This is a genomic window from Enterococcus sp. AZ040 (assembly GCF_050499185.1).
GTDB classification, from domain to species: Bacteria; Bacillota; Bacilli; order Lactobacillales; family Enterococcaceae; genus Enterococcus_D; species Enterococcus_D entomosocium.
The window spans coordinates 1,441,301-1,465,310 of sequence record NZ_JBMHEW010000001.1 but is presented as its reverse complement, the minus strand read 5'-3'; the positions used below and the strand labels follow the sequence as shown (position 1 = coordinate 1,465,310).

General features: G+C 43.6%; 22 protein-coding genes and 1 riboswitch. Of the genes, 5 read left to right on the top strand and 17 right to left on the bottom strand.

Going from position 1 to position 24,010, the window contains the following annotated elements:
- Positions 1–28 precede the first annotated feature (28 nt).
- Genes purF through purC form a run of 5 tightly spaced genes read right to left on the bottom strand, consistent with a single transcriptional unit; the run spans position 29 to position 5,321 of the window.
- A complete protein-coding gene (gene purF, locus IGK63_RS06750; RefSeq protein ID WP_016613330.1) occupies positions 29–1,453 on the bottom strand; it encodes an amidophosphoribosyltransferase in 1,425 nt (474 codons plus the stop codon).
- Complete coding sequence (gene purL, locus IGK63_RS06745; RefSeq protein WP_016613329.1) at positions 1,438–3,666, bottom strand: phosphoribosylformylglycinamidine synthase subunit PurL; 2,229 nt, start codon at positions 3,664–3,666, stop codon at positions 1,438–1,440. The genes purF and purL overlap by 16 nt, the downstream gene beginning before the upstream one ends.
- On the bottom strand, positions 3,659–4,336 hold the full coding sequence (purQ, locus tag IGK63_RS06740) for a phosphoribosylformylglycinamidine synthase subunit PurQ (RefSeq protein ID WP_016613328.1): 678 nt from the start codon (positions 4,334–4,336) through the stop codon (positions 3,659–3,661). The genes purL and purQ overlap by 8 nt, the downstream gene beginning before the upstream one ends.
- On the bottom strand, positions 4,333–4,605 hold the full coding sequence (purS, locus tag IGK63_RS06735; protein ID WP_005230018.1) for a phosphoribosylformylglycinamidine synthase subunit PurS: 273 nt from the start codon (positions 4,603–4,605) through the stop codon (positions 4,333–4,335). The genes purQ and purS overlap by 4 nt, the downstream gene beginning before the upstream one ends.
- Entirely contained in the window at positions 4,596–5,321 is a 726-nt protein-coding gene (gene purC, locus IGK63_RS06730; RefSeq protein ID WP_005236408.1) for a phosphoribosylaminoimidazolesuccinocarboxamide synthase, read from the bottom strand. The genes purS and purC overlap by 10 nt, the downstream gene beginning before the upstream one ends.
- 214 nt (positions 5,322–5,535) lie before the next feature.
- On the opposite strand from purC, the gene IGK63_RS06725 reads away from it, so the two are divergent.
- The 3 genes from IGK63_RS06725 to IGK63_RS06715 all read left to right on the top strand — a co-directional run bounded on the left by IGK63_RS06725 (position 5,536) and on the right by IGK63_RS06715 (position 8,727).
- On the top strand, positions 5,536–5,970 hold the full coding sequence (locus IGK63_RS06725; RefSeq protein ID WP_005236409.1) for a hypothetical protein: 435 nt from the start codon (positions 5,536–5,538) through the stop codon (positions 5,968–5,970).
- Positions 5,971–6,071: 101 nt separating this feature from the next.
- On the top strand, positions 6,072–6,677 hold the full coding sequence (locus tag IGK63_RS06720) for a DUF1054 domain-containing protein (protein ID WP_008381464.1): 606 nt from the start codon (positions 6,072–6,074) through the stop codon (positions 6,675–6,677).
- Between the two features lies 1 nt (position 6,678).
- Complete coding sequence (locus tag IGK63_RS06715; protein WP_016613326.1) at positions 6,679–8,727, top strand: penicillin-binding transpeptidase domain-containing protein; 2,049 nt, start codon at positions 6,679–6,681, stop codon at positions 8,725–8,727.
- A 45-nt stretch (positions 8,728–8,772) separates the two neighbouring features.
- Here IGK63_RS06715 and purB read toward each other — a convergent pair whose 3' ends face one another.
- From purB to IGK63_RS06670, 9 genes are all read right to left on the bottom strand, one after another.
- A complete protein-coding gene (purB, locus tag IGK63_RS06710) occupies positions 8,773–10,071 on the bottom strand; it encodes an adenylosuccinate lyase (protein ID WP_008381467.1) in 1,299 nt (432 codons plus the stop codon).
- Positions 10,072–10,084: 13 nt separating this feature from the next.
- Complete coding sequence (gene purK, locus IGK63_RS06705; RefSeq protein WP_016613325.1) at positions 10,085–11,212, bottom strand: 5-(carboxyamino)imidazole ribonucleotide synthase; 1,128 nt, start codon at positions 11,210–11,212, stop codon at positions 10,085–10,087.
- Complete coding sequence (gene purE / locus IGK63_RS06700; RefSeq protein WP_005236418.1) at positions 11,196–11,684, bottom strand: 5-(carboxyamino)imidazole ribonucleotide mutase; 489 nt, start codon at positions 11,682–11,684, stop codon at positions 11,196–11,198. The genes purK and purE overlap by 17 nt, the downstream gene beginning before the upstream one ends.
- A 331-nt stretch (positions 11,685–12,015) precedes the next feature.
- Positions 12,016–13,320 (bottom strand): nucleobase:cation symporter-2 family protein, encoded by a 1,305-nt coding sequence (locus IGK63_RS06695; protein WP_016613324.1) that lies wholly within the window; start codon positions 13,318–13,320, stop codon positions 12,016–12,018.
- A complete protein-coding gene (locus tag IGK63_RS06690; protein ID WP_016613323.1) occupies positions 13,320–13,901 on the bottom strand; it encodes a xanthine phosphoribosyltransferase in 582 nt (193 codons plus the stop codon). The genes IGK63_RS06695 and IGK63_RS06690 overlap by 1 nt, the downstream gene beginning before the upstream one ends.
- A gap of 76 nt (positions 13,902–13,977) precedes the next feature.
- A riboswitch (purine riboswitch) is annotated at positions 13,978–14,075 on the bottom strand.
- Positions 14,076–14,157: 82 nt separating this feature from the next.
- Positions 14,158–14,835: a hydrolase gene (locus IGK63_RS06685; protein ID WP_008381475.1), complete on the bottom strand. Its 678-nt coding sequence runs from the start codon at positions 14,833–14,835 to the stop codon at positions 14,158–14,160.
- A gap of 20 nt (positions 14,836–14,855) precedes the next feature.
- Positions 14,856–15,461 (bottom strand): glycoside hydrolase family 73 protein, encoded by a 606-nt coding sequence (locus IGK63_RS06680; protein WP_005236425.1) that lies wholly within the window; start codon positions 15,459–15,461, stop codon positions 14,856–14,858.
- Complete coding sequence (locus tag IGK63_RS06675; RefSeq protein ID WP_016613322.1) at positions 15,458–16,468, bottom strand: M15 family metallopeptidase; 1,011 nt, start codon at positions 16,466–16,468, stop codon at positions 15,458–15,460. The genes IGK63_RS06680 and IGK63_RS06675 overlap by 4 nt, the downstream gene beginning before the upstream one ends.
- 32 nt (positions 16,469–16,500) lie before the next feature.
- Positions 16,501–17,004 carry a hypothetical protein gene (locus tag IGK63_RS06670; RefSeq protein ID WP_016613321.1) on the bottom strand — a complete coding sequence of 168 codons (504 nt, stop codon included), beginning with the start codon at positions 17,002–17,004 and terminating at the stop codon, positions 16,501–16,503.
- A gap of 123 nt (positions 17,005–17,127) precedes the next feature.
- On the opposite strand from IGK63_RS06670, the gene IGK63_RS06665 reads away from it, so the two are divergent.
- Complete coding sequence (locus IGK63_RS06665; protein WP_016613320.1) at positions 17,128–18,084, top strand: Gfo/Idh/MocA family protein; 957 nt, start codon at positions 17,128–17,130, stop codon at positions 18,082–18,084.
- 33 nt (positions 18,085–18,117) lie between these two features.
- On the opposite strand, the gene IGK63_RS06660 is transcribed toward IGK63_RS06665, so the two are convergent.
- Positions 18,118–19,080: an aromatic acid exporter family protein gene (locus IGK63_RS06660; RefSeq protein ID WP_034872222.1), complete on the bottom strand. Its 963-nt coding sequence runs from the start codon at positions 19,078–19,080 to the stop codon at positions 18,118–18,120.
- A gap of 98 nt (positions 19,081–19,178) precedes the next feature.
- Here IGK63_RS06660 and IGK63_RS06655 point away from each other — a divergent pair, with 98 nt between their 5' ends.
- Positions 19,179–19,778, top strand: a complete 600-nt coding sequence (locus tag IGK63_RS06655; RefSeq protein ID WP_005231932.1) for an FUSC family protein — start codon at positions 19,179–19,181, stop codon at positions 19,776–19,778.
- Between the two features lie 44 nt (positions 19,779–19,822).
- Here IGK63_RS06655 and IGK63_RS06650 read toward each other — a convergent pair whose 3' ends face one another.
- Positions 19,823–23,245 (bottom strand): ABC transporter permease, encoded by a 3,423-nt coding sequence (locus tag IGK63_RS06650; RefSeq protein ID WP_016613318.1) that lies wholly within the window; start codon positions 23,243–23,245, stop codon positions 19,823–19,825.
- A complete protein-coding gene (locus tag IGK63_RS06645; RefSeq protein ID WP_008381485.1) occupies positions 23,246–23,947 on the bottom strand; it encodes an ABC transporter ATP-binding protein in 702 nt (233 codons plus the stop codon).
- Between the last annotated feature and the right edge of the window lie 63 nt (positions 23,948–24,010).

The following is a 24,010-nucleotide window of genomic DNA, read 5'->3' as shown; positions in this document are numbered from 1 at the left end:
CGTTTGAAAAACCATTTTTGCCTACAATTTATTCAGCTAAAGACGCGAGATAGTTTTCTTCATAATCATACAAAGGGGTTGGATAATCGCCATTGAAATAGGCCATACACAATCCTGAGTAAGGTGCGTCGAAATCTAAACCGATCGCTTCGATCAACCCGTCTTCACTTAAAAAGGCCAAAGAATCTGCTTCGATTTTTTCGCAAATCTCAGCTTCCGTATATTTGGCTGCGATCAATTCTTTTCTCGTTTGAATGTCGATCCCGTAAAAACATGGATAGCGCAAAGGCGGCGAACCGATACGCACATGAACTTCTTTGGCACCTGCCTCTTTTAGCAGTTGCACGATACGGCGGCTGGTGGTTCCTCGGACGATCGAATCGTCGACTAGAATCACTCGTTTGCCTTCGACTACGCCACGAACAGCTGAGAGCTTCATTCGCACGCCTTGCTCTCTTAACTCCTGTGTCGGTTGAATAAACGTTCGTGCAATGTATTGATTTTTTACTAAGCCCAATTCATAAGGAATACCTGAAGCTTCTGCGTACCCGCTGGCAGCAGATAAGGATGAATTCGGTACACCAATGACCATATCCGCTTCGATCGGCGCCTCTTTTGCCAAGCGACGGCCCATATTTTTACGGGCACGATGAACATTGACGCCAGCGATGTTGGAATCAGGACGGGCAAAATAAATAAACTCCATCGAACAAATCGCCGGTTGTACTTCTTGGGTATACTGCTCGATTTGAATGCCTGCATCATCAATGATCACGACTTCGCCCGGTCGGACATCACGAATAAATTCCGCACCGATGACTTCCAACGCACAGGTTTCTGAAGCCACCACATAAGCACCATTGACCATTTTCCCGATTGACAATGGCCGAAAGCCATTGGGGTCTAGTGCTGCGATCATGGCATTTTCCGTCAGTAAAAGGTACGCAAATCCACCTTTAACTTGATTTAATGCCTCCTTGACCCGATCCATAAAAAGCGGTTCTTCGCTGCGACGGATCAAGTGCATGAGAATCTCTGTATCGGAATTCGAGTGGAAAATCGCACCAGCCTCTTCTAATGATTTCCGTAGACTTTTCGCATTCGTCAAGTTGCCGTTATGAGCTAAGCCAATCTGCTGATCAAAAAATTTGAATAAAAATGGTTGAATATTATCAACGCTACCATTACCAGCAGTTGCGTAACGAACGTGACCAATGGCAGCATCCCCTGTCAGACGCTGGAGGACACGTTCATCCGAAAACACTTCCGCTAGCAACCCTAAATCACGGTGACCATTGAGTTTTCCCGCATCATTCGTGACGATCCCAGCACCTTCTTGGCCGCGATGTTGCAAACTGTGTAGTCCGAAGTAGGTGACACGAGCGGCATCTGGATGACCCCAAACACCAAAAACCCCACATTCCTCGTTGAGGCTCTTTACTTCATTAAACATGGAATGGCTTCCTCCCATTTCAATTTCGCCTCAGTAAGGGGCATCTCGATCGTATCATCTTGTGCTTGCATGCGAATCTGGCCATCAGCAGTCACTTCCCCGATCGCTATTGCAGCAGCACCTACCAGTGCTTCAAAAGCTGCTTGCTTATCAGGTGCGACTGAAAGCACAAAACGGGATTGGGTTTCTGAAAACAATTGTGCTGCTGGCAATGACACGGTCACATTTAGACCAAAGCCCTTGTCAAAAGCGGATTCGGCTAAAGCGATCGCTAAACCACCTTCGGCACAGTCGTGGGCACTTTGAACAAGACCTGCTTGGATCGCTGCGGTAACCAAATGTTGGTTCGTTTTTTCTGTTTCAAGGTCAAAGGACATTAAACGCCCAGCGATCTTTCCTGTCTGCAGTTTTTGCAATTCAGACCCATTGAAATCAGCATGGGTTTCCCCTAGGACATAGATCACATCCCCTGCTGCTTGGAAATGCTGCGTCGTGATATGCGCCAGCTCTTCAATCAATCCGACCATCCCAATTACAGGCGTTGGATAGACCGATTGTCCGTCCGTTTCGTTGTATAAGGAGACGTTCCCAGAGATTACTGGTGTCTCTAGTACACGACAAGCTTCTGAGATCCCGTCAGCAGCCGTAGATAACTCCCAGAATCCTTCTGGTTTATCTGGCGAGCCGAAGTTAAGGCAGTCAGTGATCGCCAATGGACGCCCACCGGAAGCGACGATATTTCGAGCAGCTTCTGCAACTGCGATCTGTCCGCCGACTTCAGGATCTAAGTAAAGGTAACGAGCATTACAGTCAGTCGTCATCGCCAAGGCTTTATTGGTTCCCTTGATTCGTAAAACGGCCGCATCACTGCCGGGTCCTACCACGGTATTGGTACGAACTTGCGAATCGTAGGTTTCAAAAATCGAGCGTTTCGAAGCGATCGTCGGCTGCTGCAGCAGATCCGCAAATACAGACGTTGCTGAATGAATCACTGGAACAAAGTCCGGTGTTTCCTTAAACACTTTGATCCGTGCTGGTTCTGCCATCTCTTTGTAGTAAGTCGGTGCATCTTCAGCTAAAGCATCCACTGGTAAATTAGCGACTTCCTGTCCATGATGGAACAAACGATAGTTGCCATCATCCGTCACCTCACCGATCACGACTGCTTCTAGATCGTATTTCTTAAAGAGGGCTTCCACTTCAGCTTCATGCCCTTTTTTGACACAGATCAGCATCCGCTCTTGGGATTCTGACAACATCATTTCATAAGGCGTCATATTGGTTTCTCGTTGTGGAACATCATCTAACGTTAAACGCAACCCTGATCCGGCTTTTGATGCCATCTCGGCACTAGAAGAAACCAATCCAGCAGCACCCATATCTTGAATTCCGACTAAAATGTCCGAATGATCCACGATCAATTCCAAACAAGCTTCCAACAAAAGTTTTTCCATAAAAGGATCACCGACTTGTACGGCGGAACGTTGTTGTTCTTCTCCTTCGACAAATTCTTCCGATGCAAAAGTCGCCCCGTGTATCCCGTCGCGTCCTGTTTTTGCGCCGACATACATGATGGTGTTTCCAACACCTTTGGCTTGCCCTTTTTGAATATCCTTGTGAGCAATGATCCCTACACACATGGCATTGACTAATGGATTGCCTTCATAACAAGGATCAAATGCCACTTCACCACCGACGGTCGGAATCCCAATACAGTTGCCATAGCCACTGATCCCAGCAACAACTTCTTCCAAAAGATATTTCGTTCTTGGATTATCTAACTCACCAAATCGTAAGGAGTCTAAAACAGCAATCGGTCTTGCTCCCATACTGAAGATGTCGCGGATGATTCCACCAACACCAGTTGCTGCTCCTTCATAAGGTTCCACCGCAGAAGGATGATTATGGCTTTCCGCTTTAAATACGACAGCTAGATCATCGCCGATATCCACGATACCCGCACCTTCTCCCGGACCTTGCAGTACTTGCGGCCCATCTGTCGGGAATTTTCGCAAAACAGGTTTGGAATTTTTGTAAGAACAATGTTCACTCCACATCACTGAAAAGAGTCCAGTTTCGGTATAGTTTGGTAAACGTCCCAAAATATCTTCTGAGATCATCCGATATTCTTCTTGGGTCAATCCCCATTGCTCGTATAATTTCGTGTCTTTGATTTCTTGTGGTGTAGGTTCTTTTACGATCATTTTATCCATTTACCGGCACCTTCCCAAAATTTTTCAATAATGAAGCAAAAAACTTCTTGCCATCTTCTGAGCCTAATAAACTTTCCATCGCTCGTTCTGGATGAGGCATCATGCCTAGGACATTGCCTGCTTTGTTGCAGATACCAGCGATATTGTGTAGACTGCCGTTGACGTTATCTTCATAACGGAAAACGATTTGATTGTTGGCAACCAATTCCTGATAAGTCGTTTCATCACAATAATAATTGCCCTCACCATGAGCGACAGGAAGCGTAATGACTTGATCCGTTTCATATTCAGAAGTAAAAGCTGTTCGATTATTCACTTGCAGACGGACCGGCTTGCAAATAAAATGCAATGATTCATTTCTTTGTAAAACCCCTGGTAACAAGCCCGCTTCCGTTAAAATTTGAAACCCATTGCAGGTACCAAAGACAGGTTTGCCTTCATTTGCCAAACGAATGACCTCTGACATGATCGTAGAAAAACGGGCAATCGCTCCGCATCTTAAGTAATCACCATAAGAAAATCCTCCTGGAAGCAAAACACCGTCAAAACCGGCTAAGCTTTCTGCATCATGGCGCACATATTCTGCTTCTGCCCCCATGATATCTTTGATTGCCCACATCAAATCAACATCACAATTTGATCCAGGAAAGACGATCACTGCAAATTTCATAGGGCTGCTTCCTCCATTTGAACTATTTCATAACGGTAGGTTTCCATATTGACGTTTGCTAAAAGTTTGTCACAGATCGCTTCAATCTCCTCTGCTACTGCTGCTTGTGTTTGATTGTTGGAAGGTGTCACTTTGATTTCAAAGTATTTCCCGATGCGAATATCACTGACATCTTGATATCCTAAGCGATGAACAGCTCCTTTGACGGCTTCTCCTTGAGGGTCCAAAACAGATTCCTTATAAGTGACGTAAACTTTGACTAAATACATGTTGAATTCTCCTTTTCTAAACGATTTAAAACTTCTTCATAAACAGGAACGATGTCCCCTAAATCACGACGATAGACATCTTTATCAAGATGTTCATTTGTACCCATATCCCATAAGCGGCAAGTATCTGGTGAGATCTCATCAGCCAGGAGCAACTCGCCCTTCTTGGTTTTGCCGATCTCGATTTTAAAATCGATCAGTTGAATCTGGATACTTGCAAAGATTTCCAGTAACGCAGCGTTGACTTGTAGTGCCAGTTTTTTGATCAGGTCCAGTTCCTCTTTTGTGGCAAGACCCAAATAGAACACATGATCGTCATTGATAAACGGATCATCTAAGCGATCCTCTTTGTAGTAAAACTCCACGATCGGCTTTGGCAGTTTGGTTCCTTCTTCGATGCCCAAGCGCTTTGAAAAACTACCAGCAGCCGTATTGCGAACAACGACTTCTAAAGGAATCATGGTGACAGCTCGAATTAATTGTTCGTGTTTAGACACTAATTGAAGAAAGTGACTTGGGACATTTTTATCAGCTAAACGCTGAAAAAGATGCGCAGTGATCTGATTGTTTAGGGCACCCTTCCCTGCGACTGCATCTTTCTTTAAACCGTTCAGCGCAGTTGCTTGGTCCAGATAAAGGACTCTCAACACATCTTCTTCGTTGGTTTTAAACAATTTCTTGGCTTTTCCTTCATAAAGAAGCACTTCTGATTCCATATTCCACCTCAGTTAAGTATTATTTTTCACATAGCGATGACACACATCTTTATTTGTTTATTATTCTAACAACGCTGAAAAAGCGGGTCAACGATTATCTGTACATTTACACATTAATAAACACGAATGTTCGCCTTTCATCCCGTCAAGCAAGTTTACCTCTCCCGTTTGACTGGCGAAGGGTTTTATAAAGCGTTTACAACATTCTATTTTCATGCTATATTTAGGTCGTATTGTAGCTACATTCAAGGAGGAGTACTATATGTGGTCGCTAAAGAATCGTGCTGAACTTTTTTTAGCTCATCTAACAGACAAAGAAAAACAACAGCTCCATAACGAATTATTGGCCGTGCAGCAAATCCTTTCCATTAACCAACAAACGAGTTTCTATGTATTCAGTCCCTTCAAAAAAGGGGCACGTCCTCACTATGCAGAAGAACAAAAAAGAGTTCTACAATTTCAAAATGGCCGCAATGACGAATTGATCATTCACCAGATACATCGTCAAAGCTTATTTAAACATACGTATTCTTTCCGTATTTATTTTAATTTAGAAGAAATGGACTTTTCTTTTTTAGACGATCTTTTGCATCTTTTGAAGGAACAAAGTCAAGCCCCTACCTTTAACTTAAGTCACGCTACGCACTGACGGGTGATCACTAAATAAAAATAAGATAAAAAAAACAAAAGCCCGAAATTTTACGGGCTTTTTTTGTTATACTGTTTTCAGACAAAAGAAAGGACACGATTATGCTATTTACAAAACAGTCATTTGATGCTTTTGCTTTAGAAACATTAGAAGAAAGAATGGAAAAAATCCGTTCAGAGATCCAGCCGGTTTTCCAAACCATCGGCGAGGCAGCGATCCCATTATTTGAAGAAAGCTGTCAAGACCCTTTTTATTTGCATATCGCACAGCATCGGCGTAGAACCGTCTACCCTCCTGCCGAAACGTGGGCGGGGATCGGCCCTAACAAGCGTGGTTATAAAATGGATGCCCACTTTCAAATTGGGATCAATCAAGAGTATGTCTTTGTTTGGCTCAGTGTGATCGATCAACCGAAAAATCAAGCAACGATCGCGGAATCTTGGCTGGCTCAAAAAGAATTATTTGATCAATTGCCAGCAGACTTTACGCTATCTCCTGATCATACCAAGTATGACCACTCTCCAATCGCTAAATGGCCAACCTACTTAGAACGATTACAGAAAGTCAAAAAAAGTGAACTTCAAATTGGCAAGATCTTTCCAAAAGAAATGATCGAAGACGTTGAAATGGCGGATATTTTAGCAGTTTATCAAACGCTGTTGCCGCTTTATCACGCCCGTTTGTCGGCACTAAAGGAGGAACAATAATATGTCAGAAAATCGGCGGTCTCGCAACGAAAAACCAGCGAAAAAACCTAAGCGTTTCGTCTGGCTGGCACTACCTGCCGCCTTATTAGTACTTGGTGGCGGTTATTATGGCTATACGGTCTATCAAAATCGGCAAGAAGAAGCAGCAGCAAAAAAAGTCCTCAATTCCTTTATCGATGCTATATCTGATCAGAAGTACAGCGATCTATCGGCTTTACTGGCCGAAGAAAGTTTGGAATCAAACGGCTTTACCGCAGACGAAGTCTCCGCAAAATACGAAGCGATTTTCACTGGTATCGGTGCCGAATCATTTAAAGCTTCAGGAATTGAGGTAACGCCCGATGATAAGGATTCCGATCAATTCAATTTCCAATACAACGGTTCCTTAACCACCTCGTTAGGTGAATTAACCGAGCTGTCTTATAGTGGCACGATTACTCTGGCTGATGACCAAGCCAAGATCGATTGGGCGCCTCAATTGATTTTTCCGGGAATGGAAGGACAAGACAAAGTTAGTATCTCTGTAGATAATGCCACACGTGGAGAAATCTTAGACCGAAACAACGAACCGCTAGCAGAAAATGGCACGCTCTATCAACTAGGCGTCATTCCAGGACAGCTGGGTACGGGAGACGAAAAAACCGCCAATATCAAAGCAATCGCGGAGCGTTTTGACCTAACAGAAGATGCGATCGATCAAGCATTGGCTCAATCGTGGGTCCAAGATGAGTTGTTCGTTCCCTTGAAGATTATCGAACCAACCGATGAAATGCCAACTGGAACAAGTTTAAAAGAAACGACGGGACGGACTTATCCTCTTGGAGAAGCCGCTGCCCAGTTGATTGGTTATCTAGGGAACGTGACTGCAGAAGATATCGAAAAGGATGAAACGCTAGCAAGCAACGGACAAATTGGTCGTAGTGGTCTGGAAGCTGCCTTTGACAAAGAGTTGCGGGGCGAAAATGGCGGAAAAATCGCCATCACAGATGAAGACGGTGCTGAAAAATCGGTTCTTTTAGAAAAAGAACGGGCAGATGGTAAAGATATCCAACTGACCATTGACGCACAAGCCCAAAAGACAGCTTTTGACGCCTTACAAAATCAGGCGGGGTCCACGGTCGTCACAGAACCAAAAACCGGTGATCTGCTGGTATTAGCCAGCTCACCGAGTTATGATCCCAATAAAATGACCCAAGGGATCTCCCAAGAAGACTACGATGCGTATGAACAAAACGAAGACTTGCCTTTCATCAGCCGCTTTGCTACGGCCTATGCACCAGGTTCGACCTTTAAGACCATCACGGCAGCGATTGGCTTAGAAAATGGTACGATCGACCCTACCCAAAGTATTGCGATCGATGGATTGAAGTGGCAAAAAGACAGCTCGTGGGGGGACTACTTTGTCACCAGAGTCAGCGACGTAGCTTCTGTCAATCTAAAAGATGCACTGGTTTACTCTGATAACATCTATATGGCACAACAAACCTTAGCTATGGGTGAAGATGCTTTTCGTAACGGTTTGTCGAAATTGATTTTTGGTGAAACGTTGGATTTACCGATTGCGATGAATCCTGCTCAAATTTCCAATGAAGACTCCTTCAACTCAGAGATTTTACTGGCAGATACCGGCTATGGACAAGGAGAACTGTTACTGAATCCCATTCAGCAAGCTGCTGCTTATTCGGTCTTTGCCAATCAAGGAAAACTGGTTTATCCTCGTTTATTGAAAGAGGCAGAGCAAAAAGACAAAGAAGTCTTTAAACCAGAGACGATTGAGCAAATCAATCAAGATTTGACAGCTGTTGTCTCAGATGCCAACGGAACGGCACACTCTTTGGCAGCGCTGAACATTCCGCTAGCTGCCAAAACAGGAACTGCTGAAATCAAAGAAAAGCAAGATGAAAAAGGCCAAGAAAACAGCTTCTTATTCGCCTTCGATTCGCAAGATCAAGGATTTCTGATGGTTTCCATGTTAGAAGATCGCCAGGAAAACCAATCAGCAACTGGTTTAGCACCTGATCTATTGACCTACTTAGCTGAAAATTATTAAAAAAGCCGCAACCTTAAGACGGAGGTCTCAAGGTTGCAGCTTTTTTTATTCGGCTAAACCGACACGTTCAAAGATCGTGTCAACTTGTTTTAAATGATGGTTGTAATCAAACGCATCATCCAAATCAGCTTTGGTCAAAACATCCGTGATTGCTGGATCAGCTTCTAACAATGGGCGGAAATCCGTTTGTTCATCCCAAGCTTGCGCTGTTTTCGGCTGAACCAAGTCATAGGCTTGCTCTCTGGTCATCCCGTGATCGATCAATTTCAACATCACCCGTTGGCTGTAGATCAATCCAAAGGTCGCATTCATATTGCGCTTCATATTCTCTGGGAAAACGGTCAGATTTTTGACGATATTGCCAAAGCGATTCAGCATGTAATCGATCAAAATCGTCGTATCCGGAATAATGATCCGTTCTGCCGATGAATGTGAGATATCCCGTTCATGCCAAAGGGAGACATTTTCATAAGCCGTCACCATATGACCGCGAACGACTCTTGCAAGTCCGGCCATATTTTCAGAACCGATTGGGTTACGCTTATGGGGCATGGCAGAAGAACCTTTTTGTCCTTTGGCGAAGAATTCTTCAACTTCCCGCGTTTCTGATTTTTGTAGTCCACGGATCTCGGTGGCGAATTTCTCAATGCTGGTTGCGATCAATGCCATTGCTGAAAAATATTCTGCATGTAGGTCACGAGGCAATACTTGCGTGGAAATATCTTGCGCACGAATCCCTAGTTTTTCACAGACATACTCTTCGACAAATGGAGGGATATTTGCAAAGGTTCCAACAGCACCACTGATCTTTCCAGCTTCGACCCCTTTTGCTGCCCGCTCAAAACGTTCAACATTGCGTTTCATTTCTGAATACCACAAGGCTAATTTCAAGCCAAAGGTCGTTGGTTCCGCATGAACACCATGGGTACGTCCCATCATCACGGTATGCTTATATTCTTTGGCTTTTTCACCAATGATCGTCACGAAACGGTTCAAATCTTCCCGAATCAAATCGTTAGCCTGTTTCATCAAGTAACCATACGCCGTATCAACAACATCCGTCGACGTCAAGCCGTAGTGGACCCATTTACTTTCATCACCCAAAGATTCAGAGACTGCTCGGGTAAAAGCAACTACATCATGTCGCGTTTGCGCTTCGATCTCTAAGATACGGTCGATATCAAAGGATGCTTTTTCACGAATCAATGCAACATCCTCTTTCGGTATCTCTCCTAATTCCGCCCAAGCTTCGTCAGCTAAAATCTCGACTTCTAGCCACGCTTGGTAGCGATTTTGATCGGTCCAAATAGCACCCATTTCTGGTCTTGTATAACGCTCTAACATGTTTTTATCTCCTTTAATCCCAAATATTGGTTTGATAGATTTCTTCAGTGGTTTCTGCAATATCTTCCGTCAAAATAGTGATATGTCCCATTTTGCGACCGGTTTTTGCTTCTTCTTTGCCATAGTAATGAAATTGCCAAGCAGGTTTTGTGGCAATCAACTCATAGGTTTCTGTCAATTCATCTCCTAAGACATTGACCATGACTGCAGGTGAAAGCAAAGAAACTTCCGGCAACGGCCAGCCACAGATGCCGCGGATATGAGCGTCAAACTGACTCATGGAACAAGCTTCGATCGAATAGTGACCCGAATTATGCGGACGTGGCGCCAATTCATTGACATACAAGCCGCCGCTTTTGGTCAGGAACATTTCGATGGCTAAAACGCCTTGCAGATCCAATGCCTTCGCAATAATATGAGCGATCCGTTTGGCTTCTTCGGCAACTTCTGGATCAATGCGCGCAGGAGCAATCGTTTGATGCAAAATATTGTTGCGGTGGATGTTTTCTACCACTGGGAAAGTGGTAAAGGTTTCTCCATTGCCGGCAACTAAAATCGATAATTCTTTTTCAAAAGGAATCCATGCTTCTAATTCGCAAGTTCCTTCGCGAAGTAAATTCATGGAAGGCGCCAAATCAGCCGTACTGTAAAGCACGTGCTGTCCTTTTCCGTCATAGCCGCCTCTGGTGGTTTTTAATACACAAGGGTAACCAATGCTATCGATGGCATCTTGGATGTCTGTCGGGCTGATGATCGTGGCATAAGGTGCAATCACGATATTGTTTGCCTCTAAAAATGACTTCTCTAACAAACGATCTTGAGTGATTGCTAACAGATCGGTGCCTTGAGGGATATGTGAGTAAGGCAAAATAGAGTTCAATGCTTCAACACTGACATTTTCAAATTCATAGGTGATTACATCGGCACGTCGAGCCATTTCTTCTAAAGCAAACACATCATCATAGGCAGCAACAATATGCCAATCAGCGACTTGGGCTGTTGGACAATTGGCAGTAGGGTCTAAAACGCCAACCCGAAAGCCCATTTCTTTGGCACTCATTGCCATCATACGACCTAGCTGTCCTCCGCCAACGATTCCGATCGTTGCGTTGGGCATTAAAGGTTTAATCAAGTTGATCACTACTTTCCAATACGATTTCTTTTAATGTATTTCTTCGTGCGTCTAATTTCTCCGCTATCTCTAAATCATACATGGAAAGCATCTGGGCTGCAAGTAGTCCTGCGTTAGTTGCGCCAGCTTTTCCGATCGCCGTTGTTGCTACTGGTACACCACCCGGCATTTGCACGATCGATAAAAGGGAATCCAAACCGTTTAATGCGCGTGATTGGACGGGAACACCAATGACCGGCAATGTTGTTTTAGCTGCCACCATTCCCGGCAAATGGGCAGCGCCACCCGCTCCTGCAACAATGACTTTAATCCCTTTTTCTCGGGCTGTTTCTGCAAATTCGAACATCAAATCTGGTGTACGATGTGCCGAAACGACTTTTTTCTGATAAGGTATCGCTAACTCATCTAAAATCAAGCAGCACTCCTTCATTGTTTCCCAATCTGATTGACTTCCCATAATCACTGCAACTGCTGGTTTCATTCAATTTTCCCTCCACTGATTTTTTACGATTCTCTTCTGAATAAACCTCAGAAGTATTTTTCTTACGAAAATCATTTTGTTAGCAACCTTTTGAAGCTACGTCTGAGATATCCCAAAGTCACATGGCTCTGCTAACATTCACTTTCACCTCTAAATAGTAACGAGTTGCCCGAGCAATGTCAAAATATTTTCGAACTATTAACAAATTTTACTTTCCATTGTTCGCTTTTATCTCAAAGATATGTATTCAACACGTCAGATATCCGATAATAAGACAAATAAAGGAACAATACAAAAAATCCAGACAAATCCTCGTCTGGATCAAATAAACTTACTGTTGCAAGCGCAATTCCGTCACTTCGTCTGTTTCTTTCGGCAGCCCATTAAAGAACAGATTCAAAACAATGGCAGTCAAACTACTCATGACGATCCCATTGCCTGTAAACATTTGAACGGTTTCAGGCATTTGACTGAATAAAGTGGGCATCATATTGAACCCTAAACCAAAACCGATTGATACTGCAATCACTAACAAGTTCTTGTCATTCATAAAATCAACTTTGCTCAGCATTCTCATCCCTTGAACAGCCACCATGCCAAACATCACTAACATGCCGCCGCCAAGCACTGCCTCTGGAATGATCTGTGCGATGGCACCGACTTTTGGAAACAACCCTAATACGATCAAAAAGATTGCTGAAAAGAAAATCGGACGGCGCGTCTTAATGCCTGAAAGTTGAACCAAACCTACGTTTTGTGAAAATCCAGTATAAGGAAACGTATTGAAGATCCCACCAAGGATCACCGCCAAGCCCTCCGCACGATAGCCGCGCTTTAAGTCATTGCCTGTAATCGGTTTTTCAGTAATGTCTCCCAATGCAAAATAAACGCCTGTGGATTCTACCAAACTAACGATGGAAATAATGATCATCAAGACGATCGACCACAGATCAAAGGTTGGTAAACCGAAATAAAAAGGCTGAGGCAAATGAAACACAGGTGCATGAGTGATGGCAGAAAGATCAACCAAGCCTAATAATGCTGCTAAAATAGTCCCACCGATCAAACCGATCAGTACGGCAATCGAGCGAATAAAGCCTTTGCCAAACACTTGCACGCCAATGATCAGAGCAATCGTCACAAAGCCTAACAATAAATTCGTTGGATCACCAAAGTTAGCAGCTGCGGCATCCCCTCCACCGATTTTGGTGATGGCGACTGGAATCAAGGTCAAGCCGATGACGGTAATCACCGTTCCTGTCACCAATGGAGGGAACAAAACTTTGATTTTCGAAAAAATGCCGGCGATCAAGACAATGAAAATCCCAGCAGCAATGATCGCTCCGTAAATCGCACTGATTCCTGATTTGGTGCCAATCAAAATCAATGGGGAGACAGCTTGGATGGCACAACCTAAAACGACTGGTAGGCCGATCCCAAAAAAGCGGGTGACGACTAATTGCAAAAGCGTAGCGATTCCGCACATGAAAATATCGATCGAGATCAAATACGTCATCTGCGCTTCATTAAAGCCGAGGCCTGTTCCAATCAACAAAGGGACGGCAACAGCTCCTGCATACATCGCTAGCAAATGCTGCAAGCCTAAAACTGCTGAACGGCTATTCGTCTCTTTCATTAGGCATCTCCTTCTAAAAAGCTAACTTGGCCTTCCGACAATGAGGCGATTCGTGCTAAGGAAACAACGGGGATTCCCATTTCTTCAAGCAATTGTCGACCAGTTTGGAATGATTTTTCAATTACGATCCCAATGCCAACGACTTTTGCTCCTGCTTGCTGACACAATTCGATCAATCCTTTTGCAGCTTGTCCGTTTGCTAAGAAATCATCAATTATTAATACCGTATCATCTGAAGATAAGAATTTCTTAGAAATCGATACTTGGCTGGTCACTTGCTTAGTAAAGGAATAGACCGATGCGGTCAACAACTCTTCATCCATCGTCAGACTCTTTGCTTTTCGAGCAAAGATCATTGGTACCTGCAACTTTTCTGCAGTATAAAGTGCTGGTGCGATCCCTGAAGCTTCGATGGTCACTACTTTGGTGATCCCACTTTCTTGAAATCGTTCTGCAAAAACTGTACCGATTTCTCTCATCAACTCATAATCCACTTGGTGGGTCAAAAACTGGTCCACTTTGAGAACCCCTTCACCCAAGACGTTCCCGTGTGTTTTGATACGCTCAACTAATTTATCCATCCTAGCTCTCCTCGTTCCTTTCTATTCCATCCTGAAAAAAAAGACACTCTTTTTGCCAAAGCAAAAAAAGTGTCTAACAGGCACGATTTTTACTTATAGTCCGATATTTACGGTATCGGGTAGAGACTGTCGACCATATTTCGACGATATACAAGTAATTTTTAAATGATAGATTCGATTATGCCTGTCTTTGATTAAAAACACAAGCATGGAATGCCCTTTATAAATAAAAATATTCTCATTTGTGGATCATTTGCTACTCTGGTTTCTCCATATCACGATAGTGCTCCATCTTTTTACTGAAAAGCTCCCCGTTGGAAGGCGGCGTGTAAGTGATCGCATTCGCACCTGCTTCAATCGTTTCTAAGATGCTCTCCTCAGTTGGACCACCCGTTGCAATGATCGGCAGCTTCGGATATTTTTTACGGAAGAAAGCCACGGTATCCGCTGTGTCCTTGCCGGCACTGATATTGATGACCTTCACACCAGCTTCAAGTTTGGCATCAATTTCAGTATACTTACTCGTTACGGTACTGATAACGGGAATATCCACGACTTTACAGACTTGCTCCACAGTTTTCAATGGCGTGGGTCCGTTTAAGACGACCCCGATCGATCCCTGAGCTTCAGCAAACATGCTCATATAAGAAGAGCGGAATCCTTGGGTCAAGCCGCCGCCGACACCAGAAAACACTGGAATATCTGCTGCTTCGATAATTGCTTTCGTAATTGCTGGGTGCGGTGTAAAAGGATAGACCGCTATCACAGCGTCCGCATTTGTATTACGGATGATCGCAATATCCGTAGTAAAAATAATGGAGCGGATTTGTTTCCCAAATATTTGAATGCCGCTAGCCTCTCGAATAACTTTAGGCACTTTGACGATATCTTTGCGTAAATCAGTGGTGATTTTTGGCATATATTTTTCTTCCATAAGCAGCCAACTCTCTTTTCTTATTGATCAAATCGATTCAATTGGTAGGTTTCAATGACTTGAATGATTTTGCTGGCATAATCTGGATCCGTTGCATACCCTGCATCTTGTAAGGCTTGTGCGGCACTGCGGTAGTCGTTTGCTGTCAAGACATCTACATAAAGCGCAGGATTCCAATCAACACCATTTACAAACAACATCGTATGATCATCCATTGATTCTTCCCAAGTATCATAGACACGAAAATCTCCTTGAATCGTGACCCATTCTCCATTATAAAACTCTTGGGTATCTAATGTCACCTTTTTTGAATGACCAAATGACTTGATGCCAAATAAATTATTGTATTTGCTGGCTAGAGAACTCTGGCCCCAATCTGATTCAAGAATCGCCTGACCTATAATGATACTTGGTAAAATCCCATAGCCTTTTTGCAGTTCTTGCGCGTAAGGAGCAATGCGATCGATAAATTCTTCATGAGAGATCGCTTCAGTATTTGTTTCTTCCTCTTTCGGAAGAGGATCCGCCAAACTATTTAAGGAAAAAATAAAAGCAATCCCAATTAAGAATAACCCTAGAAAGACTAATGGGAAACGAGTCTTCTGTTTTTTTCGTCTTGCGCTCATTTTTTCACTTCCTTTGTCTGACTAAACACGTTCTTAGCGAACAAGTCGCCTCCACTCATCAACAACTCTTCTTGTGCTCGTTGACTATTTTCTTGATTTCTAGTAAGAGAATTAGTAAAGATCCAGTCCTCCTGCAAAGGATCTGCCAATTCGTGATACGACAGTTCTGCTTCTTTACGAGTGATGTGTTCTTTTGCCTCATCAAGAAACTCTTCGAATGTTACCTCATGTTCTTCAATATATGTCGCCACTTCGACGCCTACATAGCGTAAATGCCATGGTTCATAATCGATTTGGGTAATGTCATGTTTCCCTTTCGGATAACGGATGATGAACCCATACTCTCTCGCATGGGCTTGTAGCCATTTTCCACCGTCTGTAACGCCGAACCCCTCATTGAGAAGTTCGCCTGTATGATTTTGATACCAGTATTCATCGATTACGTCAATCGCAAGACCGGTATGGTGCTCACTATATCCCGGTTCAGTAAAGGTCAGTTTCGTGATACGAATTGCTTCTTCTTTTGTATTCCCTTGGCGGATCAAGCTATTGACATTGGCATCGAATATTTCCTGTTGATACTCTACCGAACGGTAAGCAGAGACCATGACTAAAGGATGTCCAGCCACCTTTGCTGCCTCAGCTAGTTCTTCGTATGCCGAAACGATTCGCTTGTCCACAAGGTAGCCATTTGATAATTTCCCTAAATCTTCTTGCGCGATTTCGCTGACGATTTTATTTTTTGGTCCTACCAGAGCCAATGACCAATCATTCAATGAGACAGTTGGGAAATCATCTTCGTTCACTTCATCACTAACAGCTGCTTGTTCTTGCGCATCCTCTGAGTATTCCGTCGAAGTTTGACTGCTGGATTCAGTTGTTGCGCTCGTCACTGTTTGAGTAGTAGAACGAGCGATACTTAGATTCTTTATTGGGGTGACTGCGGTCACTCGATTCACTTGTATGGTTAGGAGAACCAAAAACAAGAATCCTGCTGCCGCAGCCATTCCATAATACTTTTTCAAAAAATACCCTACCTTTAATTATAAGTTTCTTCCAGATTTTCTTTAACCCACTCTAACAACTCGATTTTTTCATTGCGGATCTGCTGCTGAACAACAGCGGGCAATCGGAAGTTTAATATATCATCATAACCCCACTCATCATACGTAATACTGACTCTCAAATCAAGGTATTGGGCTGTTTCTTCAGATTCTGTTAACAATTCGACTTTTGCTAAATCGCTACCTAGCCACGTTCTGGCGATTTGGGTTTTCATTTTTTTGAACTCGACGACCGCTTGATTGCGTTTTTCTGGATAAATGACGGTCTGGCGAATGATTTTTTGGATCAGCATCCATTCATAATCCGAAAACAGCAGTTTCACTTTCTGATTTTCAGCAGGCGATAAACTCATTGTGCCGGTTTTCCAAGCTTCCCATTGCTCGGCAGTGATTCCTAAATGTGTCTCATAAAACTGTTTTTCTGATGTATATTGCTCGATAATCGTATTTAAAATAATGGCTATTGATACATTATGCATATGTTATCCCTCCTCTTCTATATTTTACTGAAAGTCAGCCGTAATGGAAACTTTTTGCGATTGTTTTTGATTATTTTAAAGAATTCATTTCTTTTGTTATACTAAATATGAAGGAGATGATCAATGATGAAAAAATACCGTTGGGGAATGATTGGACTTGGAGACATCGCGACACAATTTGCCGCTGGTTTTTCCAATGAAGCAAGTGAACTGTATGGAGTCAGCGCCCGCAGTTTGCCAAAAGTCCAGGCCTTTGCCGAAAAATACGCTATCCCCCATGCTTATGAAAGCACAGATGCTATGCTGGAAGATCCGCAAATTGATATTGTGTACATTGCAGTACCTAATGATCTTCATCACGAATTTATTATGAAAGCTCTAATGGCCGGAAAACATGTCCTCTGTGAAAAAGCCATTACGACCAGTGCCGATGAATTAGCTGAAGAATTGACCTTAGCCAAAGAAAAAAATCTGATCTTAGAAGAAGCTATGACGATCTTCAATATGCCGGTTTATGCACGTTTGAAAGAAGAGATCGATGCTGGACGCTTAGGAAAATTAAAAATGATCCAAGCACCATTTGGCAGCTATAAAGATCCTGATCCCACCAATCGTTTCTTCAACCCAGATTTAGGTGGCGGTGCGTTACTGGATATTGGCACATATGCCGTTTCATTTGCTCGCTTTTTCATGACGGATACGCCAGAAGTGGCGTTTAGCAGCATGAAGCCCTTCTCTACTGGTGTAGACGAACAATCTGTAACGATCCTCCAAAATCCAGCTGATGAAATGGCTAGTGTCACGCTGACTTTCCAAGCGAAAATGCCTAAAACAGGTATCGTTGCTTTTGAAGAAGGGTACATTACGGTGGATGAGTATCCTCGTGCGGACAAAGCCATGATTCATTTCCGCGATGGGTCAAATGAGGTCATCGAAGCTGGTGACAGTAATCAAGCCCTTAATTATGAAATTGCCAATATGATCAAAGCCATCAATGGCGATATCGAAGGATCAATCCACTTGACCACCGATGTCATTGACGTTCTTGATCAAATGCAAGCTTTTTGGGAACAACAGTAAAAGTGAAAAGACTCCTTTACAGGAGTCTTTTTTTTAGCGCTCCATCGTCTGAATCTGTTCAGAAAAGTCGGCTTTGATTTCAATAAAACTTTTAAAGGTTTGCAGAAACTGAAACAGCTGAGCCCGATTTTCAAATTCTGCTCTTGTTTGCGGCAATGGTTTTTGTCGATAATCTTCGTATAAAGCTGCAATTTTTGCCAAGATCTCTTTTCCATCGTTATTTTCATGAAAGGACTCGGCGGTAAAGGATAGCAGCTCTTGAAACGCATTTGTATAGGCTTCTTCTACCCAAAACAATTGTAATAGATCAACCATTTCCAAGAGTAAGCGCGCTTGACTTTGCCGCATGGTGAAATACTCTTCATAATAAGAGGCTTCTCCTCGCCACTGGTTTTCACTATGAACCATCGCTTGCTGTTTGCCTTGCTTGATTTCTCCTAACAATGCTTGGCAAACATGAGGGAGCGTCGCCTTTTCTTTTTCTGTTAACGCGATCGACATGTCTTTTAAAAGACTTTTAAACGTTTCTTCCACCAACTGCTGTTTTTCTTTCAATGCCCGTTCGCCGTCTGGCATATACAAGTTAAATAAAAGTGCAAAGCCGATGCCAATACTCATCAACAAAAAAGCATTTCCAATCAATGGCCAAGCAAAAGAACGTTCCATCATATAATGGGTCACCAATACCGAATTGACCACGATCCCATCGGTTAATTTGAAATAGACTGCCGTCGGAATAAATAGGAAGAGAAAAAGAACGAAGCCCAGCGGACCAAAGCCTAAAAGATGAAAGCTGACAAAAGCTAGGAGCGTCGCGATCGCCAAGGAAACCAAGCGACCGATTCCTGTAAAGAGCGAGGTTTTCTTTGTATTCCCAACACTCAAAATTGCGATGATCCCTGCGGCTGGCGCATACAATAGACCGATCTGCTGAGCAAGAAACATGGACAAACCGGCAGCAACTGCTGTCTTCACTGTTCTCAATCCAATTTTCATTTTTGTCACCTCCTTTGAAAAGTATACTAAATTGTGAGGAATAAGACTAGAATTTCTCAACAGCATTGGGTATGATTAAGTAAAGGGGGCATTCTACCATGAAACTGGGGCGTTTTCGCTTAGGTATGCGAACGATAAAAACAGCCATCGCTGTCATGCTTTGTATTCTGCTCTTTCATTTCCTTGATCGCGGCCAGCCTTTGATTGCTGCCTTGTCTGCTGTCTTTTCATTGCGACAAGACCTGACAACAACAATCTCTTTTGGGAAATCACGGGTGTTAGGAAATACGATCGGCGGCGGTACAGCCATTTTTTATTTTTTGACGAAGCAATATTTTCAAAATGATTTTCTGATCGAATTGTTTGTCCTGCCCGCACTGGTCATCTTTGTCATCGTTTTTTCAGATGGCATCAATAACAATTCTGGCATCATCTCTGCCATTGCGACGATGCTGTTGATCACTTCCAGTGTCCCACAAGGTGAATCGATCATCTTTGCATTGGACCGTGTGCTTGATACCTTTATCGGTACCTTAGTTGCCCTGTCAATCAATTTTGTTATTCGACCACCTGAGGAAGAGAAAAAGGATGAGATTCAAGAAGATTTGGTCGTGCTAAGGCAAAAAGAGCTTGAACTAAAAGCCATGCTAGAAGAAGTCCAAGGGGAAATCTCTGAGCAAGAAAAACAAGAAAAATAAAAACAGCCTTTTTCCAGAATGCTTCTGAAAAAAGGCTGTTTTTGTTACTCATTGGCTTTCAAGGCATCGATCATATTGACATGTTTCAACTTGAAATACATCGCGATCCCTACCACGCCTGAAAACAAGCAGGTCAATCCCGCTGCATACACATAGCTCATTGGTTCGACTGTCGGTGAAAACATGGCGATATCAACTTCGATGGTCTGTAAGACAAATTGATGCTGAAGCACCCCTAATAACAAGCCAAAACCAATACCGAAAATCGTTAAAAAGATATTCTCACGAAAGACGTACATCGTCACTTCTCGATCATAAAAGCCTAATACTTTGATAGTCGACAACTCGCGGATCCGTTCCGCTATATTGATATTGTTCAAGTTGTACAACACGATAAAGGCTAATGCCCCTGCTGACGTGATCAAGATCCAAATGACGATGTTCAAGGTTGCTGTCGTGTCATCTAAGGCATCCGCTGAAGCTGAGAGGAAGGAAACATTGATGACATTATCTTGTGCCATCAGGTCAGCTGCGATCGCTTCTTCATCTGTTTTGCTTAAGCGCTGATTGAATTTCAATAACTCACTATTGTAAGCAGGCGTTTCCTGAAAGATCTTTTCGTACGTTTCAGGTGTCAAATAAGCAAAATGGCCCGTGTAGTTTTCTGCGATGGCAGCTACCTTCAGTTGAAATTCCTCGCCGCTTTCATTCGTCAACGTTATCGTATCACCCACCGATACTCCAAACAACTTAGCAAGCTTTTCATTGATGATGGCACCCTCTCCTTCTAGCTCGTAAGCTTCTCCTGAAACCCGATCATTCAAGTGGACAAATCTCGATAAAGCCGCAGGATCTTCTGGCACGGTGACGGTTACTTCTTGCTGCGTGACCCCCGATTGAGCCAACGTCAGACTTTCCGTATGCAAGAATAACCCTGCTTCAAAGCCTTCAATATCTTCTGCGGCGGCTTTTGTTTCACTCATTGCTTCCGAATCCTCATCATCAAAGGTGATCACCGCCTGATACTGCCAGATTTTCTCAAACTGTAAAGGAATGATATTGCTGATAGAATCTCTTAGACCAAATCCAGTCAAGATCATGGAGGTACATCCCGCGATCCCTAAGATGGTCATGAGCATTCTGGACTTGTAGCGAAACAGGTTTCGCATTGTAACTTTTTGAATAAAACTTAAGTGCCGCCATATAATGGTGATTCTTTCTAAGAGAATTCGTTTTCCTGTTTTGGGTGCCTTTGGTCGTAACAATGAAGCCGATGACTGTCTTAAATCAAAACGTAAAACCAGCAACGCGATACCGATGGTGCAAAGCAAGCTGACTCCCACAGCAATCAATGAAAGCCGCAAATACCATGGGGTGTCATACTCCGTGAGATTGTAAAGCGGTCCATAAGCTTGAATGATGATTGCTGGAAAAAAGGAAAAGCCTACTGCTAGGCCCAATACAGCACCTGTGATGCCTGCTGCAGAGGAATAAAGCAAAAATTTCTGTCCAATCTCCCAGTTGCGATAGCCTAGTGCTTTCAACGTTCCGATCTCACTGCGTTTTTCATCGATCATCCGCGTCATAGTGGTTAGACTCACTAAGGCTGCGATCAAAAAGAAAATGACTGGAAAAATCGTCGCTAACGAAGAAACGCGTTCCGCATTGTCTTGGTATTCTGAATAACCAGGATTCGCATCGCGGTTCGCGACACGGTAAACTGCCGGTTTTAGCTCCAACAATTCCTGCTCTTTTTCCGCAACTTCTTTTTTGACATCTTCAAGCTTTTTGCGTTCTTTTGGTGCTCTTTCTTTAAATTCGGCAAGCTTTTCTTGAAGGGTTGCTTCGTTTTCTCGGTATTCCAGCCAGCCCTTGTCTAGCAAAGACTGACCATTAGCTTGCTCAGAAGCTAAAGTCTCACGAGCAACACTCAGCTGCGATTCTCCTTGAGTAATCTGGGTCTGCGCCTGTGCCAACTCTTGGCGTCCGGCACTGACCTGGCTCCAGCCAGCGTTGACTTGCTGTTGCGCCCGTTGAAGTTGCGCTTCTTGTTCATTGATTGCAGCCAGTTGTCCGCTTAATTGGGCACGTTGTTGCTCACCTTCAGCAATGAGTGGATTCAATGTATCTTCAGCTGCCGTCAGCATAGTAGCAATCATCGTTTCATCGATTTCCTCCAGATCAGGAATCGGACCAAGGACATCTGTCGGTAGGTTCAACTGTGCCAGAGCGGCTGTTACTTGTGCATAGACGGTAGGCAGCTGGGCCATTTGCTCCTCTGCAGAAAGTTGACTTACACTTCTGATTTGATCCATGCCTTGGTATGCCAGCGCAAGTTGCTCCTCCACTTGTTGGATGCCACTTTGTAGTTCTGACTTTTGTGCCGAAATGGGCGCTAACTGGGCTTGGGCTGATTTTACTTGGGCTTCTTGCTGAAGCAACGCTTGTTCACTTTGATCCAGCAGTCGTTGGTTTTCCGCCAACGCTTGCTTACCCTCAGCTATTTTTTGTGCTTCACTATTCAACTGCTCTTGGGCAGCTTGAATTTCTGTTTGGAAAGCTGCTTCTTGTTCCGTCAGTTCCCGGTGCGCCTGCGCTAATTTTTCTTGTGCGTCGTCGAGTTCCCTTTGTGCTTCTTGCAGAGCCGTTTCTCCGTTGCGGATCTGTTCTTTGGCTTCGTCAATGGCTGGTTGTGCTTCATCGATCAGCTCTTGTCTGCGTCCTTGCGCCCGAGGAGCCAACTTTTTCTCAACTTCAGCACTTATTTGATCTCTTTTCGTCTGATACGCCACTGAATAGCTTTCCATTTGAGATAAGTCATCAAAGCGAACTAAAAATCGGGCGTACGCACTTTCTTTAAAATCCTCCTCAGGAATCACCGCAAAGTAATCCACTGTCCCATTACCAACGGTACTGTTCCCCCGATGAAAGTTCTCAATATATTCAGGACTATTGACAAAGCCCACGATCGTGAAGGTATGGGTTTTTAATTGATTTCCGCCACTTTCTGGCAACTCAAAGGATTCATCTAATTCGAAACCACCACTATTTTGTGCCGCTTGATCTAAGGCGATTTCCCCTGATTTTTGCGGCAATCGACCAGAAGTCACCTCATATTGATTGACAGGTCGATCAGTTGAAAGAGAGAAGACACGAATCACAGCACGATGATTTTCGGCATTGATATCAGCGATCTGCTCCGTCTCAACCGCTGTGACGCCAGGCATTTCCTCAATGATTTGCCGATCGGTATCCGACAACCCCAAAGTTGAAGCAATTGTAAGGTCGGCTAATTGTTGGCGAGAAAAGTAATCTTCAGCAGCTTGTTTCATATTAGGGCCGGTGGCGCTGATCCCGACAAAAAAAGCGACTCCTAAAAAGATAATGCCTAAAATGGACAAAAACCGCCCGGGTGCTTGCCTAATTTCACGTAAACTGGAACGTAATAATGTTTTTTTCATAGGCATTTACCAAGAAATAGAGGCAATTGGAATCGGATGAGTATTTTTTTCCATCTTGCGAACCTTTGCGTCATTGATATGGATCACGCGATCCGCCATGGGAGCCAATGCACTGTTGTGTGTAATGATCAAAACGGTCGTCCCAGTCTCGCGAGCTGTTTTTTCTAAAATAGCCAAAATCTGTTTTCCCGTTTCATAGTCAAGTGCCCCAGTTGGTTCATCACAAAGCAGCAGTTTGGGCTTCTTGGCTATGGCACGAGCAATCGTGACCCTTTGCTGTTCACCGCCAGACAATTGTGCAGGAAAGTGATCCAAGCGATCACCTAATCCAACTTGGGTCAAAATCTCAGCTGCATCAAGTGCTTCGGGTACGATTTGTGCCGACAGTTCCACATTTTCTCTAGCCGTCAAGTTCGGCACCAAATTGTAAAATTGAAAGACAAATCCGACGTCTTTGCGACGATAGGTCGTTAGTTGTTTAGCATCAAAACCAGCAATATCCGTTCCATCGACAATCACTTGGCCGCTGTCACATTGATCCATCCCGCCTAGTATGTTCAAAACGGTGGACTTACCGGCGCCACTAGGACCAAGGATCAGCGCGATCTCGCCTTTCTCTACGGAAAAAGAGACGCCATCATTGGCAGCAATCACCGTATCGCCCATTGTGTATTTCTTCACTTCTTTCACTACTTCAATATAACTCATTTTATTCCTCCAAGAATTCCAGCGCCGCATGCGCTTTCTCGCTTAACAGTGTATCACACTTTT